We start from the raw sequence: 15,402 nt of genomic DNA on the forward strand, positions 1-15,402 counted from the left end.
GCCACAGGTTTATCTCAATCAGTGGCGCTCGAGCGCATTCACCAGGTCATGAAAGGCTTCGCGATTGGTGTCGTTCAGGCCCATGAGGATTTTGTGCGCTTCAAGCACTTTGATCCGCACCACTTCTTCGGACTGATCCTGGTCTGGCAGGTCGTCCAGGCATTCCGGGCACGGCACTGGCTGGTCAACGATATTGAACACCTGCTCGAAGCCCATGGACTGCAGCAGACGCGTGATGTCTTCGTGGGTGGTGACGACGGTCGGCAGCAGGCCGACTTTCTGCCGCGACAGGATCGACAGCTTGGCCAGCAGGCCGAGTGTGGTGCTGTCGATGCTGCGGGTTTCGGTCAGATCGATCACGATCGTGTTGAAATTCAACGCGCTGAAGATCCGCTCAATAGTCGCATCCAACGCCGAACACAGGGTCAGGCGAACTTCCCCGACGAACTTCAGGACGAAGGTGCCGTCCTGCTCGGCGAACTGGATTCTACCGGTACTCATTAAAGATTCCTGCTCAACACCAACAGGGCGATATCATCCGGCATCTCCCCTAGCGTGGCCAATCCAAAAACCTGCCGCAACCCATCCAGGGTGCCGCCCGCAGCCTTGACCCGTTGAGGCAATGCTGCTTCTTTCTCTTTGAGTGTGGGTTCTGGCAAAAGGTCCAGAATGCCATCGGACATCAGCGTCAGGCTGAACGTCCGCGGCAGTTCCAGTACGTGATCTTCGTAGGTGGCTTCGTTGAAGAGGCCCACTGGCAGACCACGCCCATCCAGATAACGAACACTGTCTGGCGTGTACAACACAGGCAACGGCAAATGACCGCCGATGCTATAGGTCAACAAACCGGTCTCCTCGTCGATGACTCCACCGACCATTGTGACGTGTTTACCCAGCTTACAACTGATCAGGCCCCGGTTGATATGACCAAGGACCTCTGAAGGCTTGAATTCCGGCAAGGTGCCGCTGCGCTTGGACTCGAACAGCAAGCGCGTGGTCATGAACTTCAACAGCACGGTAACGAAGGCTGAAGAGGCGCCATGACCGGAAACGTCCGCCAGGTAGAACGCTACCCGGCGCTCGTCGACCCGGAAGTAGTCGACGAAATCACCCGACAGGTACAGCGACGGGATGATCTGGTGAGCAAATTTGAACTCGTCGATGGTCCAGGGGCTGACCGGCAGCATGTTCATCTGCACCTGGCGACCGGCGTTCTGGTCCTCCTGGAGCAGGTTCAGGCTGGCGGCAAGCTCGCGGTTGGCCTTTTCCAGCTTCTCGCGGTAGCGCTGGTTCTCCAGCAGCAGGCGCGCGCGATCCAGGGCCCGGCGCACAGAGTGCTCGAGCACGGCCAGATCTTCGAGAGGCTTGATCAGGTAGTCCGCAGCGCCCAGGCGCAGGGCTTCGACCGCGTCGTTCATCACGCCCGCACCCGAAACCACAATCACCGGCGTTTGCGGCGACAGCTCGGTCACCTGGCGGATGAGTTCGAGTCCGCCCATCTGCGGCATGCGCAGATCGCAGATGACCAAGTCGGGCTTGTCTTGCTCGAATACCTGAAGACCCTGCTGACCATTGCTGGCCTGCAAGACGCTGAAACCACTGTCTTCCAAATAGGCGGCGAGGCTCGCGCGCACTACTTCGTCATCATCGATTATCAGCAGCGTGGCACTGGTTTTTGGCATGTGGGCAAACGGCGCCAGAATTAGGTTGGCGTAGCAGGCGGGGGTTTTGGCCCGGCGCTGACTACTGGATTCGCTTTCTAGCCTCTCTGTCGCACCGCTTTCGGGCATTTGCCCTACACACATGTACACCAGAGGTGCCCTTCTAAGGCGCAGACGGTACTCCCATCCGCCGGGCGTTTCAAGCTCACGCCGATGGTCGCTTGACGTCTTTATTTGTCAAATCACCGAGAGTTATAAGAACAGGCAAATCCGTAACCCAATGGAAGGATCGAACCCATGAGTCAATCCGGTCGGGACTACCGTGAAAAGCGCGATTTCATCCGCATGCGGATCTTCGCAAATAAAAAAGGCGGCCTTGCTGGCCGCCTTCTCAATTTACCGGTCGACGTTAAAAATCGTCTTCGACCTGACCGTCTTTCACTTTGAATTCACGGTTCTGCAAGTACGCATTGCGGATGAAGGTGTACTTGTCGCCGGTGATCAGTTTCTCGCTCGACAGCAGGTTGGCACGGGTATCGATGATGTCCAGAGCGAAGAACGAATTACGCACAGGAATGTCGTTTACGTAACGATAAGCGCCAGTGTAGCTGTCGACGTACTTGGACGGTGCATCACGCAAAGTGCTTGGACCCAGGAACGGCAGCATCACGTATGGGCCGCTGCCGACACCCCAGTAACCCAGTGTCTGACCGAAGTCTTCGTCATTGCGTTGCAGGCCCATTTTGGTGCCGACATCAATCACGCCCAGCAAACCGAAGGTGGTGTTGAAAATGATTCGCGCAGTATCAACGCCTGCGGCGCGAGGTTTGGCCTGCAGGATATCGTTGGCCAGGTTGCGCACATCACCGATGTTCCGGAAGAAATTGTGTACGCCGTCTTCGACAAACTGCGGCGTCACGTACTGATAGCCCTGGGCCAAAGGTTTCAGCGCGTAGGTGTCGATTACATCGTTGAACTTGTAGATCGGGCGGTTGACGCTTTCCCAAGGATCCTCTTCCGTCGCTGCCTGAGCAACGAACGGAACCAGCATCACACTGGCGCATACACAAATCCTGGCTAGATGATTGCTCCAGCGCATAGAAAAAAACTCCTTGGTTTGTACTGGCTCAGGCACTTGGCCCAGGCAATAAGTTGGCAAGTATAAGACGTAAACACCATTTAAGGCACTTTGCACGAAATCCAAACCGAAGGAATCGAGCCAATTGTCAGCGATTCACATCCATGTCACTCAACTGTCACCGTCGCCCGCTAGCCTTCAGGCTATTTCAGGGACGTCCACATGCCACTCGTCGAAACCTTGCCCCAAACCGCACCCAGCCTGACCGCCGTATTGTTCGGGCTCAGTGGCTGCCTGGTGGATTTCGGCGCACACACGCACCGGCACGGTAGCCACTCGAGCGAACACGCCGAGGCTACACCCGGCGCACTGGATAGCCTGCGCAGCTTGCAGCGCCAGCAAATTCCTTGCGCCTGGCTCGATGAACTTCCCCCAGCCCTCAGCCAATCCCTGGCCGCTGCGCTGCCGGAATGGATCAAACCCACGCAACATCCAGCAACAAACAATCCATGGCCCGCCCCGAATGCCTGCTGGCAAGCCTTGATGACCCTGAACGTCGACCGACTCGACGGCTGTGTGCTGGTGAGCGGCGAACCCCGCTTGCTGCAATCGGGACTCAATGCCGGGTTGTGGACCATCGGCCTGGCGTCCTGCGGCTCGCTGTGCGGGTTGACGCCCCAGGAATGGCAAGCATTGACCCAGCAGGAACGCGACATCAAACGCGCCAAGGCCACGATGCAACTGTTTGGCCTGGGCGTGCATTCGGTGATCGACCACCTCGGTGAACTCGACACCTGTCTGGCCGATATCAGCCTGCGTCGACTCAAGGGCGAAAAGCCCTGACAGAGATCATGCACGTTATGCGCGAGTGGATTAATCTAAAGGTCAGCCATCGACCTTTGGCGTGCTGCCGTGGTCTATGCCAGTGCCTATCGATAGAAGGAAGAACGCCATGCCTGCCCGCGAACTGCAAGAACAGCTCAATGCCCTGCGCGAGCAATTGGAACAGAATCCTCCACTGTCCGAAGCCGAACGCGCCGAGCTGCACGAACTGATGCAACAGATCGAGTTGAAGCTTGAGCTCGAAACCAAAACCCAGGATTCCAGCCTCGCCGATGGCGTCAACCTGGCCGTGGAACGCTTCGAGCTCGAACACCCTACCCTTGCCGGCACCCTGCGCAACATCGGGCAGGCCTTGGCCAACATGGGGATCTGAACTGTTGCAAAAAAGCCCTGCTAGCAATAGCAGGGCTTTTTTTGACCGGAATAACGCTTGAACCCTGTAGGAGCTGGCTTGCCAGCGAAGACAATCTACCAGTCGCTTGATAGATCGACTGAACCGCCGCTTTCGCTGGCAAGCCAGCTCCTACAGTTTGATGTTACTGACGGACCAGGCGATAGTTCGGCAGTTGTACGTTTTCAGTGCTGCGATACGGGTTGATATCCAGCCCGCCACGGCGCACATAACGCGCATACACCGTCAGTTTCTCCGGCTTCAACAACCGCTGCAGGTCGAGGAAGATTCGCTCTACACACTGCTCATGGAAATCCGAGTGCTGACGGAAGCTGACGATGTACTCGAGCAGACTCGCATGATCCAGCGCCGCACCACGGTACTCCACCGCCACGCTGCCCCAGTCCGGCTGACTGGTGACCGGGCAGTTGGACTTGAGCAAATGGCTGTGCACGCTCTCCTCCACTATCCGCGAATCATCGCAACGCAGCAGTTCCGGACGCGGATGTTCGTAGTTGCTGACGCGGATATCCAGCTCATCGATGCACACGCCCGGCAACGCCACGACGCCTTCGCTCTCGACATCCTTGAGACTGCGGATGCGCACGCCCACCGGCTTGCCGGCAGCAGCCGACAAGTCCTTGGCCAGCGTCGCCTCAAGGCTCGCGGTATCGGCAAACGGCGTCTGGTTCAGGGAGTTGAGGTACAGCTTGAACGACTTCGATTCGATGATGTTCGGCGAATCCGCCGGAATGCTGAATTCGCCGATCGCGACCACGGGCTTGCCCGACGGAAGCAGCCAGGACAGTTCGAAGCAGTTCCAGAAGTCCACGCCTTTATACGGCAGGGTTTCGGCCGTCAGGCCCAGTTCCGCCCACTTAGCGGTGCGCGGGATCGGGAACAGCAAGGACGGCGTGTAGGTGGCGATGTATTCGCTGGACTTGCCCAGCGGCGAATGTTCGGCTGCGGGATGCATGGCGGAAACCTGACTGAAGAATCAGCGGATTCTATCAGCCTTTGCTCCCGCCTTTGAGTGCTTACTGACTGACAGTCAGTTTGCCGACCATGCCAGCCTGGTAATGACCGGGGATATTGCAGGCAAACTCAAGATTAGTGGCCTTGCTGAAGGTCCAGGTCAGCTCGGCAGTCTTGCCCGGCTCCACCAGCACACTGTTCGGGTCGTCATGCTTCATGCCCTGGTCCATTTTGCTGTGATCCATGCCAGCCATGTTGCCGTGATCCATTGTCTTCATGCCGGTTGGCGTCAGCATGCCGCTCTGTTGCATCTGCAACATTTCCTGCTGGTGTCTGGCGTGCATCGCCGCATCACCCAGATTGAATTCATGCAACAACTGGCCTTTATTGACCAGCACGAAGCGCACGGTTTCCCCGGCCTTGATGTCGATGGCCTTCGGCGTGAAGGACATGTCACCCATGACCACCTCGACGCTGCGGGTCGCCTTGGCCGCCGGGGCCGGTTGACCGAAATCGTAGGTATGCCCGGCGTCCGCCCACACCGGTGAACTCAGCGCCAGCAAACAAACGATTTGCGCCACGGATTTGCGTAAAAACATCGTCATACTCCAACAAGATAAGGCTCAACGTGCGGAAAACTCTAAACTGCTGCCACTGCCCGTAACCTGACAGCCAGATTACAACTTTGTCAGGTTGCCCTGTGCGAATGCTCCCCACGGTATAAAGCGTTCGTTCCATTTGCCATGAGTCGCCCATGAAACTGCTGATCGTCGAAGACCAACCGAAAACCGGCCACTACCTGCGCCAAGGCCTGGCCGAGGCCGGGTTCAACGCGGAGCTGGTGGCGGACGGTAGCGCCGGCCAGCAATTGGCCCTCAGCGGCGAATATGCCCTGCTGATTCTCGATGTGATGCTGCCCGGTCGTGATGGCTGGCAAATTCTTCAAGCGGTGCGCAGCGCTGGCCTGGACACACCGGTACTTTTTCTGACCGCGCGTGACGCCGTGGAGGACAGGGTTCACGGCCTCGAACTTGGCGCCGACGACTATCTGGTCAAACCGTTTGCTTTCTCCGAACTGCTGGCCCGGGTCCGCAGCCTGTTGCGTCGCGGCAGTGCCACGCCTCAGGAAACCAGTTTGCAACTGGCCGATTTGCGCCTGGACCTGATCCGTCGCCGGGTCGAACGCGGCGGGCAGCGCATCGACCTGACCGCCAAGGAATTCGCCCTGCTGGAAATGCTCCTGCGCCGTCAGGGCGAAGTCCTGCCCAAGTCGCTGATTGCGTCCCAGGTCTGGGACATGAATTTCGACAGCGACACTAATGTCATCGAGGTAGCGATCCGTCGTCTGCGCCTGAAGATCGACGATGAATTCCCCAACAAACTGATCCACACCGTGCGCGGCATGGGTTACGTCCTTGAAGAGCGTCCCGCCTGATGCGCCAGCTGTCCTTGAGCAGCCGCCTGGCATTGCTGTTTGCCGCCTGCACCGCCGTGGTGTCGTTGTTTGCCGGCGTGCTGTTCAGCCGCGCCAGCGAAGCGCACTTCATTGAGCTCGACCAGCAACTGCTGGATGGCAAGCTGATTGGCTTGCGCCGGGCCCTGCACGATTTTCAGTCGAGTGACAGCGAAGTGAAACTGGCCGAGGAATTGAGCCGGCAGGCTGATCTGTCCCTGCGCATCACCACCAGCGACGGCCAGCGCTGGTATGACAGCTCGACAACCATTCCGCAGGCATTGCCGCGTCAGCCCGGATTGTCGACGGTGAGCCATGAAGGCACGGATTACCGCGTGCTGAATACGCCGCTTTTCGCGGACAAAGCCGATTCACCGCAATTGACCTTGCTGCTGGACATCACCCACCACCAGCACTTTCTGCAACGCATGCAGCATTTGATCTGGTTGACCGTCGGCCTGTCAGCCCTGGCCACCGCACTACTGGGCGCCTGGGCGGCACGCAGCGGCTTGCGCCCGTTGCGGCGGATCAGTGCGGTGGCCAGCGGTGTTTCCGCGCAATCGCTGAACGCGCGGTTGCCTGAAGAAAACATGCCGCCGGAGCTGGCGGAAATGGCCCACAACTTCAACGCCATGCTCGGACGCCTCGACGACTCGTTTCAGCGCCTGTCCGCGTTCTCCGCCGACATCGCCCATGAACTGCGCACGCCATTGTCGAATCTGCTGACCCACACCCAGGTCACCCTCACACGCCCTCGCCCCATTGAGGACTACCGTGAAGCCCTGCACAGCAACCTTGAAGAACTGCAATGGATGGCACAACTGGTCAACGACATGCTCTATTTGGCCAAGGCTGATCATGGATTGTTGATCCCCAAACGCGAACCATTGGAACTGGGACGGGAAGCGGATCTGTTACTGGAGTTTTTTGCGCCGCTGGCCGAAGACGCCAGGGTCACGCTCACCCGCGAAGGGTCTGGCCGCCTGGAAGGTGACCGCAGCATGTTGCGGCGGGCGCTATCCAACCTGCTGGACAACGCGCTGCGTTTCACCCCGGCCGAGGGCAAGGTGCAGGTCACGATTGATGAGCAACCCAATGGCCTGAGCCTGCAAGTGGAGAACTCGGGAGACGGCATTGATCCGCAACTGCTGCCGCGTTTGTTTGACCGTTTTTACCGGGCCGACCCGGCTCGCCGCGAAGGCAGCAGTGAACATGCGGGATTGGGATTGGCGATCACCCAGTCGATCATCCGCGCCCATGGCGGGCAGATTCGTTGCGAATCGGAGAACGGATTGACGCGGTTTGTGATTGAGTTGCCTAGGCGAGATTGAGGCCAGTAGTACCGGCCCCTTCGCGGGCAAGCCCGCTCCCACAGGGGAAATGCATTCCAAATGTGGGAGCGGGCTTGCTCGCGAAAGCGGTGTAACGGCTTACGAATAGCGCAGTGCGTGCGCGGGCTCGATCTTCGCCGCCCGCCATGCCGGGTAAACGGTGGCCAGGAAGCTCAGGACAAAGCCTGCCGTGCAGATCAACGCCACATCCCCGCCTTGCAGCTCCGACGGCAGGTTGCTGACGAAATACACGTCGGAACTGAAAATGTGCTGCCCGCTGACCCGCTCGATCCAGCCCACCATCTCGCTGACGTTCAGCGCGGCGATCACGCCCAACACACCGCCAATCAAGGTGCCGACAATCCCGATCACCGTGCCCTGCACGATGAAGATCGCCATGATCTGCCGTGGCGTGGCGCCGATGGTACGCAGGATCGCGATGTCCGCACCCTTGTCGTTCACCACCATGATCAGGGTCGCGATGATGTTGAACGCCGCCACCGCGACGATCATCAGCAACAGCAGGCCGATCATGGTTTTTTCCATCTTCATCGCACTGAACAGGCTGCCCTGAGTGTGGGTCCAGTCGTCAGCCTTGTAGGCGGCGCCCAGCCCCGTGGCGATGTCGCTCGACACTTGCGGCGCGGCATACAGGTCCTTCACCGCCAGGCGCACGCTCTGCACCTGATTCGGTTCCCAGTGCTGCATTTGCGCGGCATCGGCCATGTGGATCAGCGCCATGGTGCCGTCCAGCTCCGCACCGACCTTGAACACGCCAACCACATTCAGCCGTTGCATGCGCGGGGTAATGCCGCCCGGCGCGTTGCTGACTTCCGGCACGATCAGGGTGATCTTGTCGCCGACGTTCAAGCGGAAGCGACGCGCGGTGATCTCGCCGATCACCACGCCGAATTCGCCCGGCTTCAGGGCTTCGAGGCTCCCCTGAACGATGTGCTTGGCAACGATCGACACCTGGCCTTCCAGCGCCGGATCGACACCGCTGACCTGGATTGGCTGCATCGTGCCCTTGTAGGACAGCATGCCTTCCATCTCGGTGAACGGCACCGCCGCCGTCACTTCCGGGTTTTTCATGGCGGCCGCTGCGACGGGCTGCCAATCGTCAATCGGGTTGACGCCGACGATGGTCGCGTGCGGGACCATGCCGAGGATGCGCGAGCTCATTTCGCGCTGAAACCCGTTCATCACCGACAGCACCACGATCATCGCCAGCACGCCGAGGGCGAGGCCGATCATCGAGGTCATCGAAATGAAGGAAACAAAGCGATTGCGGCGCTTGGCGCGGGTATAGCGCGTGCCGATAAAGATCGATAACGGTCTGAACATTCGCTGGGGCACCGTATAAAAATAAAAGACCCGGCGTCTTTTCAGACGTCGGGTTTCAATCCGTTAGATGGGAGTCAGGCAACCTTCCTGCAAGTGCAGGACGCGATCCATCTGGCGGGCCAGGTTCATGTCGTGGGTCACCACCAGGAACGCCGTGCGCATCGAGGTGCTGAGTTCCAGCATCAAGTCCTGAATGCCCTGGGCAGTGTGAGAGTCGAGGTTGCCGGTCGGCTCATCGAGCATCACCAGGCCCGGTTTGTTCACCAGGGCGCGGGCGATGGCCACGCGCTGACGCTCACCACCGGACAATTCGGCCGGTTTGTGTTCCAGGCGATGGCCCAGTCCTACCCGCTCCAGCAACGCCGTGGCACGCTGGCGCGCCTCGGGGATCGCAGTCTTGCCGATCAGCAGCGGCATGCAGACGTTTTCCAGGGCGGTGAATTCCGGCAGCAGGTGGTGGAACTGGTAAACGAAACCGAGGGCGCGATTACGCAGCAGGCCGCGTTTCTTCTCGCTCAGTGCCGACAGCTCTTCGCCGTCGAGCCAGACACTGCCCTTGCTTGGTGTATCGAGGCCGCCCAGCAGATTGAGCAAGGTACTTTTACCCGAGCCCGACTTGCCGACGATCGCCACACGCTCGCCCGGATGCATTTCCAGTTGCAGCCCGGCCAGGACCTCTACCGACTCCGGACCTTCCTCGTAGGATTTGCCCAGGTTGCGGCAGCTCAAGATTGCTTTATCACTCATGCCCGACTCACTCATAACGTAGCGCCTCCGCCGGCTGGGTGCGCGCGGCACGCCAGGCTGGATACAGGGTGGCGAGGAAACTCAGGACCAACGCGGCGGCGCAGACCATGACGACGTCCTGGCTCTGCACTTGCGACGGCAGGTAATCGATGAAGTACACGTCGGCGTTGAGGAATTTGTGGCCGATCAGGCCTTCGAGGGCCGAGATCGCGGCACTGACGTTCAATGCGGCGAAGATGCCGACCACGGCGCCAATGGCCGTGCCGACCACACCAATCACCGTACCCTGCACCATGAACGTGCGCATGATCGTGCCCGGCGTGGCGCCCAGTGTGCGCAGGATCGCGATGTCGCCCTTCTTGTCGTTCACCACCATCACCAGTGTGGAAATGATGTTGAATGCCGCGACGGCAACGATCAGCAGCAGCAACAGGCCGATCATGGCTTTTTCCATGCGGATCGCCTGGTACAGGTTGCCATGGGTGCGGGTCCAGTCGCGGGCGTAGTAGCGGTCTTCGCCCAGGTCGCGGGCGATGCTCCACGCCATGCGCGGCGCCTGGAACAAGTCATCGAATTTGAGGCGCAAGCCCTGGACCTGATCCGGTTTCCAGCGATGTAACCGGGCCAGATCCTGAAGGTTGGTGACGCCGAGGTAGCCATCGAGCTCGCCGGCACCGACGTGGAAAATCCCGACCACGGTAAAGCGCTTCATGCGCGGGAACATCCCGGCCGGGGTCACGGTGACTTCCGGGGCGACGAAGGTCAGCTTGTCGCCAATCGCGGCACCGAGCTTGGCCGCGGCCTTGTCACCGATGACGATGCCGAACTCACCCGGGACCAGATCGTCGAGTTTGCCCTGCGTCATGAAGTGATCAATGATCGACACCTGGCGCTCTTGCTCCGGGTCGATGGCATTGAGCAGGACTTTCGAGACCTTGCCGTTGTTGGTCAGCAAACCCTGCATTTGCGTAAACGGCGCAACGGCCGTCACTTGCGGGTTCTGCTTGACCTTGCTGGCCAGGCTTTGCCAATCGCTGATCGGCTCGCCGGACTCAATGGTCGCGTGAGGCACCATGCCCAGCACGCGGGTGCGCATCTCATGATCGAAGCCATTCATGACCGACAGCACCACGATCATCACGACCACGCCAAGGGCGAGCCCGATCATCGAAGTCAGGGAAATGAATGACACAAAATGATTGCGACGCTTTGCACGGGTGTAACGCGTGCCGATAAATACGAAGAGAGGTCTGAACATGTCGGGGCTTGTTCGGAGGGAAAAGGAACGTCCTTGTGGCGGGGGTCGATAACCAGCTTTACACTCAGACCACCGCCGCTACCATGGGTTCGCCATGTCGACATTAGATGAAGAAGATCGCCGCGAATACTACCGTATCGAGGACACGATCGCACTGGAAATTCGGCCCCTGTCCGCTTCCGAAGCCGCAGGCCAGGAAGTGTTGCAGGATGCTTCCCCACTCTTCAACTTGCTCAGCGAACTGCACCTGAGCGAATTCGAGTCGCAACACCTGTTGCGCCAGATCAGCGAACGCGACCGTACCATCGCGGCGTTCCTCAAATCCCAGAACAAACGCATCGATTTGCTGAGCCAGGTGATCGCTATCACCGTGCTCGGGCAGATCGGCGCACCGCAGCCGGTGATCATCTCCGAAGGCGGTATCGACTTTCAGCACCCGTCGCCCGTCGCCGCAGGCACACGCCTGTCGGTCAAGCTGGTGTTGATGCCGCAAGCCCTGGGCCTGCTGTTGCGCGCTCGCGTCACCCATTGCGACCGCAAGGGCGATGGGTATGACGTCGGCACCGAGTTCGAACACCTGACCGACGCCCAGCGCCAACTGTTGGCCCGCCACATCTTGCAAAAGCAGGCCCAGGAACGACGCCAGGCCCGCGAACAACTCGAATCAGGCAATTAATTTAAGGAAGAACCGTGACCCTCATCTACGGCCATCGCGGCGCCAAGGGCGAAGCACCGGAAAACACCCTGACCAGCTTCCAGGAATGTCTCAAGCACGGCGTGCGTCGCTGCGAACTGGATTTGCACCTGTCCATGGACGGCGAGCTGATGGTCATCCACGACCCGACCCTCAAACGCACCACCGACCGTCGCGGCAAGGTCGTCGAACACACGGCGGCTGAGCTTGTGACGTATGACGCACGCAAGGGCGGCCCGGGCTGGATCAAGCCGTGCCCGATTCCGACGCTGGAAGAACTGTTCGAGAAGTGCGACTTCGATCACTGGCAGCTGGAAGTCAAAAGCGCATCACGGATGCGTGCTGCGACCACCGTGCTGGCGATTCGCGAAATGGTCCAGCGTCATGGCCTGATGGACAAGGTGACGATCACCTCGAGCTCGCGTGAAGTGCTCAAGGCCGCGCTGGAACTGGTGCCGGATGTGTCCCGCGGACTGGTGGCCGAGTATGCCTGGCTCGATCCGCTTAAGGTCGCGGCCAGCTATGGCTGTGAGATTCTGGCGTTGAACTGGACCCTGTGCACGCCGGAACGCCTGCAAAGGGCACAGCGTCAGGGGCTGCATGTGTCAGTGTGGACCGTCAACGAGCCTGCGCTGATGCGCAGGCTCGCCGACTTCGGCGTTGACAGCCTGATTACAGACTTTCCCGGTTTGGCCACCGCCACGCTCGAGAATTGCTGAAATCGGTCTCCCCGGCCGGCTCAGGCCACCGGCCGGAGCCGCTCAAAAAAGCCGGTTGAGGCCGTCGTACGCCGCTACCCGATAGGCTTCGGCCATGGTCGGGTAGTTGAACGTGGTGTTAACGAAGTACTTCAGCGTGTTCAGCTCGCCCGGCTGGTTCATGATCGCCTGACCGATGTGCACGATCTCCGACGCCTGATAACCGAAGCAGTGAACACCCAGCACTTCCAGGGTTTCACGGTGGAACAGGATCTTCAGCATGCCTTGCGGCTCACCGGCGATCTGCGCCCGCGCCATGCTCTTGAAGAACGCCTTGCCCACTTCATACGGCACCTTGGCCTGGGTCAGTTCCTGCTCGTTCTTGCCGATCGAGCTGATCTCCGGAATGGTGTAGATGCCGGTCGGCACGTCATTCACGAAACGCCAGCTACCGTTATCCACGATGCTGCCAGCGGCCGAACGGCCCTGGTCGTGGGCGGCACTGGCCAGGCTCGGCCAGCCGATCACATCACCGGCGCCATAGATATTCGGCACGCAAGTGCGGTACGCCTCGTCGACTTCGATCTGGCCACGGCTGTTGACTTTCACGCCGATGTTTTCCAGGCCCAGCTGATCGGTGTTGCCGGTACGGCCGTTGCACCAGAGCAAGGCGTCGGCCTTGATCTTCTTGCCGGACTTGAGGTGCAGGATCACGCCATTGTCCACGCCTTCGACGCGGTCAAAGTCTTCATTGTGGCGAACCGTGATGTTGTTGTTGCTGAAGTGATAGCTCAACGCCTGGGAAATTTCCGAGTCGAGGAAGCTCAGCAGTTGGCCACGGTTGTCCACCAGCTCAACCAATACACCCAGACCACTGAAGATCGAGGCGTATTCGCAACCGATCACGCCGGCGCCATAAACGATGAGTTTGCGCGGGGTGTGGCCGAGGCTGAGGATGGTGTCGCTATCGTAGATACGCGGGTGGTGGAAATCGATGTCCGCCGGGCGATAAGGACGCGATCCGGTGGCAATGATGATGTGCTTGGCCACCAGTTTTTCGACCACGCCGTTGGCGCAGACCACTTCGATGGTTTGCTCGTCGGCGAAGCTGCCGGTGCCGAAGAACACATCGACGCGGTTACGGGCGTAGTAGCCGGTACGCGAAGCAACTTGCTTGGAAATGACTTTTTCGGCGCTTTTCAACACGTCAGGGAACGAGAACCAGCGCGGCTCACCGATGGCCCGGAACATCGGGTTGGTGTTGAACTGCATGATCTGCCGCACCGAGTGACGCAGTGCCTTGGACGGGATGGTGCCCAAGTGAGTGCAGTTGCCGCCGACCTGGCGACGACTATCGACCATCGCCACCTTGCGCCCTGCCTTGGCGGCGTTCATTGCCGCGCCTTCCCCCGCCGGGCCGGAACCCAACACCACCACGTCGTAGTTGTAGACAGCCATGCGTACTCCTCAGAACAGGCCGCGGCACCCTCGGCACCTGCGGCTAAATCACGCCAATATGTGGCATGAAGGAACAATTTGGGGCCAGTGCAGAACCCGGACACAGTCTATAGAAGCGTCAACGCCGGGCACATTAACCCTTGGTCGCGTCGTAGGCTACTTTTGCCTGCGCTACAACGCCAGTTTTCAATGCTCAAATTGCCGCAATCACTCGGTTTTTTGGCCACTGAGGCGCTCAAAAGCGTGACTGCTGCGTGTGACGAAACCTGTATCGGCGCGAATCACAAAAAATGCACCGATATCGTGTTTTTCTGCGTAGTCCCAACCGCGTTCCGGCCCGAGAATCAGCAGCAGCGTCGATAAGCCATCGGCCATCAACGCCGAAGGATGAATCACCGTGACGGACGCCAAGGCATGTGAGACCGGCGCACCGGTGCGCGCATCAAAGGTGTGGGAAAAACGTTGTCCGCCCTGCTCGAAATAATTCCGGTAGTCGCCGGAGGTGGACAGGCCATAGCCGTCGACAACAATGACGCGCTCGGCCACCTGTTGATCATCCCGCGGCTCTTCCAGTGCGATGCGCCATGGCGAACCGTCGGCCTTCTTGCCGGACGCCTTGATCTCGCCCGTGGCTTCGGCGAGAAAGTCGCGAACGCCCATCGCCTCGAGTCTTGCGGCAATCGTGTCCACAGCATAGCCGGCGGCGATGCTGTTGAAGTCGACCTCGACGGCGGCATCCTTGCACAACCGGTCGCCATCAATGCGCAAGTGCTGGTGACCGACGCGCTGGCGGACTTCGGCGAGCGCTTCGGCAACCGGGACTTTTTCCTCACGGGCCTGCGGACCAAATCCCCAGAGGTTCAGTAACGGCTCCACCGTCAAATCGTAGGAGCCCTCACTTTGCACTGACAGCTGTTCGCCCACGCGGACCAATTCGAGGATCGACGCCGGCATTGCCTGACAGCGGTTGGCCGGCAATGCATTGAAACGCTCGATGTCCGAGTCGCTGCGGTAAGTCGACATTTGCCGATCGACGTCAGCGAGGATCTGCTCAACCTGGACACGAACTTCGTCCGGCGCCGGAAGGCCGGAATGGCGCACATACTTGATCGAATAAGTGCTGCCCATGGTCGGGCCGCCGAAGGTTTCGAGAGTGTCGCTGTTGCCGCAGGCCGCCAACATGCCGAACAGTACAAAGAAAATGCTCCGCCACCTGATCAACAAATACTGCATCTCCCGACGATTCCCCTGACACAACGCCATGGCACGCTATTATGCGCCATCTCTGCAGGAGCGGGCTTGCCCGCGAAGGACGTGAATGATGGCGCGCGCTGCCTGGAGAACCGCGCCGCCTAATGCCAGTCAGTTAAGCAATTTCAGCCGCGACACCCTTTGTAGCAGCTGCCGAGCCCGCGAGGCTGCGTTCGGCTGCGAAGCAGTCGTAAAATCGGTCATTGCGGTACGTCAGGCA

The 15,402-nt window shown here is 59.6% G+C and carries 16 protein-coding genes; 6 read left to right on the forward strand and 10 right to left on the reverse strand.

Translation table 11 applies throughout. The annotated features are described in order from the left end of the window. Positions 1-18: 18 nt before the first annotated feature. The 3 genes from rssC to AC07XF_RS13080 form a co-directional block, all read right to left on the reverse strand. A complete protein-coding gene (rssC, locus tag AC07XF_RS13070; protein ID WP_008003418.1) occupies positions 19-501 on the reverse strand; it encodes an anti-sigma factor antagonist RssC in 483 nt (160 codons plus the stop codon). Next, on the reverse strand, positions 501-1,682 hold the full coding sequence (gene rssB / locus AC07XF_RS13075; RefSeq protein WP_495026808.1) for a two-component system response regulator RssB: 1,182 nt from the start codon (positions 1,680-1,682) through the stop codon (positions 501-503). Before rssB ends, rssC begins: the two co-directional genes overlap by 1 nt. A 388-nt stretch (positions 1,683-2,070) precedes the next feature. Beyond that, on the reverse strand, positions 2,071-2,760 hold the full coding sequence (locus tag AC07XF_RS13080) for an MlaA family lipoprotein (RefSeq protein WP_495026809.1): 690 nt from the start codon (positions 2,758-2,760) through the stop codon (positions 2,071-2,073). Between the two features lie 201 nt (positions 2,761-2,961). Between AC07XF_RS13080 and pcrP the strand changes: the two genes are divergently transcribed. Together pcrP and AC07XF_RS13090 are read left to right on the forward strand one after the other, a co-directional pair. After that, positions 2,962-3,582: an HAD superfamily inactivated hydrolase PcrP gene (gene pcrP / locus AC07XF_RS13085; protein ID WP_495026810.1), complete on the forward strand. Its 621-nt coding sequence runs from the start codon at positions 2,962-2,964 to the stop codon at positions 3,580-3,582. 109 nt (positions 3,583-3,691) lie between these two features. Continuing rightward, positions 3,692-3,955, forward strand: coding sequence for a DUF4404 family protein (locus AC07XF_RS13090; RefSeq protein WP_008053327.1), 264 nt, complete (start codon positions 3,692-3,694; stop codon positions 3,953-3,955). Positions 3,956-4,118: 163 nt separating this feature from the next. Here the strand turns inward: AC07XF_RS13090 and queF are convergent, their stop codons facing one another. After that, entirely contained in the window at positions 4,119-4,949 is an 831-nt protein-coding gene (gene queF / locus AC07XF_RS13095) for an NADPH-dependent 7-cyano-7-deazaguanine reductase QueF (RefSeq protein ID WP_495026811.1), read from the reverse strand. Positions 4,950-5,010: 61 nt separating this feature from the next. Next, positions 5,011-5,547: a copper-resistant cuproprotein CopI gene (gene copI, locus AC07XF_RS13100; RefSeq protein WP_495026812.1), complete on the reverse strand. Its 537-nt coding sequence runs from the start codon at positions 5,545-5,547 to the stop codon at positions 5,011-5,013. A 155-nt stretch (positions 5,548-5,702) separates the two neighbouring features. Between copI and AC07XF_RS13105 the strand changes: the two genes are divergently transcribed. Beyond that, a complete protein-coding gene (locus AC07XF_RS13105) occupies positions 5,703-6,383 on the forward strand; it encodes a heavy metal response regulator transcription factor (RefSeq protein WP_495026813.1) in 681 nt (226 codons plus the stop codon). Beyond that, positions 6,383-7,732, forward strand: coding sequence for a heavy metal sensor histidine kinase (locus AC07XF_RS13110; RefSeq protein WP_495026814.1), 1,350 nt, complete (start codon positions 6,383-6,385; stop codon positions 7,730-7,732). The genes AC07XF_RS13105 and AC07XF_RS13110 overlap by 1 nt, the downstream gene beginning before the upstream one ends. A gap of 99 nt (positions 7,733-7,831) precedes the next feature. Here AC07XF_RS13110 and AC07XF_RS13115 read toward each other — a convergent pair whose 3' ends face one another. The 3 genes from AC07XF_RS13115 to AC07XF_RS13125 form a co-directional block, all read right to left on the reverse strand. Next, complete coding sequence (locus AC07XF_RS13115) at positions 7,832-9,076, reverse strand: lipoprotein-releasing ABC transporter permease subunit (protein ID WP_495026815.1); 1,245 nt, start codon at positions 9,074-9,076, stop codon at positions 7,832-7,834. A gap of 63 nt (positions 9,077-9,139) precedes the next feature. Further along, a complete protein-coding gene (gene lolD, locus AC07XF_RS13120; protein ID WP_495026816.1) occupies positions 9,140-9,823 on the reverse strand; it encodes a lipoprotein-releasing ABC transporter ATP-binding protein LolD in 684 nt (227 codons plus the stop codon). 7 nt (positions 9,824-9,830) lie between these two features. Next, a complete protein-coding gene (locus AC07XF_RS13125; RefSeq protein WP_495026817.1) occupies positions 9,831-11,081 on the reverse strand; it encodes a lipoprotein-releasing ABC transporter permease subunit in 1,251 nt (416 codons plus the stop codon). Between the two features lie 94 nt (positions 11,082-11,175). Between AC07XF_RS13125 and AC07XF_RS13130 the strand changes: the two genes are divergently transcribed. Beyond that, positions 11,176-11,757: a PilZ domain-containing protein gene (locus AC07XF_RS13130; RefSeq protein WP_495026818.1), complete on the forward strand. Its 582-nt coding sequence runs from the start codon at positions 11,176-11,178 to the stop codon at positions 11,755-11,757. A 14-nt stretch (positions 11,758-11,771) separates the two neighbouring features. Next, on the forward strand, positions 11,772-12,494 hold the full coding sequence (locus AC07XF_RS13135; protein WP_007984279.1) for a glycerophosphodiester phosphodiesterase: 723 nt from the start codon (positions 11,772-11,774) through the stop codon (positions 12,492-12,494). Between the two features lie 42 nt (positions 12,495-12,536). Here the strand turns inward: AC07XF_RS13135 and sthA are convergent, their stop codons facing one another. Both sthA and AC07XF_RS13145 read right to left on the reverse strand, forming a co-directional pair. Further along, positions 12,537-13,931 (reverse strand): Si-specific NAD(P)(+) transhydrogenase, encoded by a 1,395-nt coding sequence (sthA, locus tag AC07XF_RS13140; protein WP_495026819.1) that lies wholly within the window; start codon positions 13,929-13,931, stop codon positions 12,537-12,539. Between the two features lie 207 nt (positions 13,932-14,138). After that, a complete protein-coding gene (locus AC07XF_RS13145) occupies positions 14,139-15,113 on the reverse strand; it encodes an FAD:protein FMN transferase (RefSeq protein WP_495026823.1) in 975 nt (324 codons plus the stop codon). Between the last annotated feature and the right edge of the window lie 289 nt (positions 15,114-15,402).

The organism is Pseudomonas sp. GW821-FHT01C01, from assembly GCF_059422645.1.

What these genes read in the sequence shown, in the direction of transcription:
- AC07XF_RS13080 (WP_495026809.1), bottom strand. Translation starts at nt 2,760, where the DNA reads ATGCGCTGGAGCAATCATCTAGCCAGGATTTGTGTATGCGCCAGTGTG.
- sthA (WP_495026819.1), bottom strand. Translation starts at nt 13,931, where the DNA reads ATGGCTGTCTACAACTACGACGTGGTGGTGTTGGGTTCCGGCCCGGCG.
- AC07XF_RS13110 (WP_495026814.1), top strand. Translation starts at nt 6,383, where the DNA reads ATGCGCCAGCTGTCCTTGAGCAGCCGCCTGGCATTGCTGTTTGCCGCC.
- rssC (WP_008003418.1), bottom strand. Translation starts at nt 501, where the DNA reads ATGAGTACCGGTAGAATCCAGTTCGCCGAGCAGGACGGCACCTTCGTC.
- copI (WP_495026812.1), bottom strand. Translation starts at nt 5,547, where the DNA reads ATGTTTTTACGCAAATCCGTGGCGCAAATCGTTTGTTTGCTGGCGCTG.
- AC07XF_RS13115 (WP_495026815.1), bottom strand. Translation starts at nt 9,076, where the DNA reads ATGTTCAGACCGTTATCGATCTTTATCGGCACGCGCTATACCCGCGCC.
- AC07XF_RS13130 (WP_495026818.1), top strand. Translation starts at nt 11,176, where the DNA reads ATGTCGACATTAGATGAAGAAGATCGCCGCGAATACTACCGTATCGAG.
- AC07XF_RS13090 (WP_008053327.1), top strand. Translation starts at nt 3,692, where the DNA reads ATGCCTGCCCGCGAACTGCAAGAACAGCTCAATGCCCTGCGCGAGCAA.
- queF (WP_495026811.1), bottom strand. Translation starts at nt 4,949, where the DNA reads ATGCATCCCGCAGCCGAACATTCGCCGCTGGGCAAGTCCAGCGAATAC.
- AC07XF_RS13105 (WP_495026813.1), top strand. Translation starts at nt 5,703, where the DNA reads ATGAAACTGCTGATCGTCGAAGACCAACCGAAAACCGGCCACTACCTG.
- pcrP (WP_495026810.1), top strand. Translation starts at nt 2,962, where the DNA reads ATGCCACTCGTCGAAACCTTGCCCCAAACCGCACCCAGCCTGACCGCC.
- AC07XF_RS13145 (WP_495026823.1), bottom strand. Translation starts at nt 15,113, where the DNA reads ATGTTGGCGGCCTGCGGCAACAGCGACACTCTCGAAACCTTCGGCGGC.
- rssB (WP_495026808.1), bottom strand. Translation starts at nt 1,682, where the DNA reads ATGCCAAAAACCAGTGCCACGCTGCTGATAATCGATGATGACGAAGTA.
- lolD (WP_495026816.1), bottom strand. Translation starts at nt 9,823, where the DNA reads ATGAGTGATAAAGCAATCTTGAGCTGCCGCAACCTGGGCAAATCCTAC.
- AC07XF_RS13125 (WP_495026817.1), bottom strand. Translation starts at nt 11,081, where the DNA reads ATGTTCAGACCTCTCTTCGTATTTATCGGCACGCGTTACACCCGTGCA.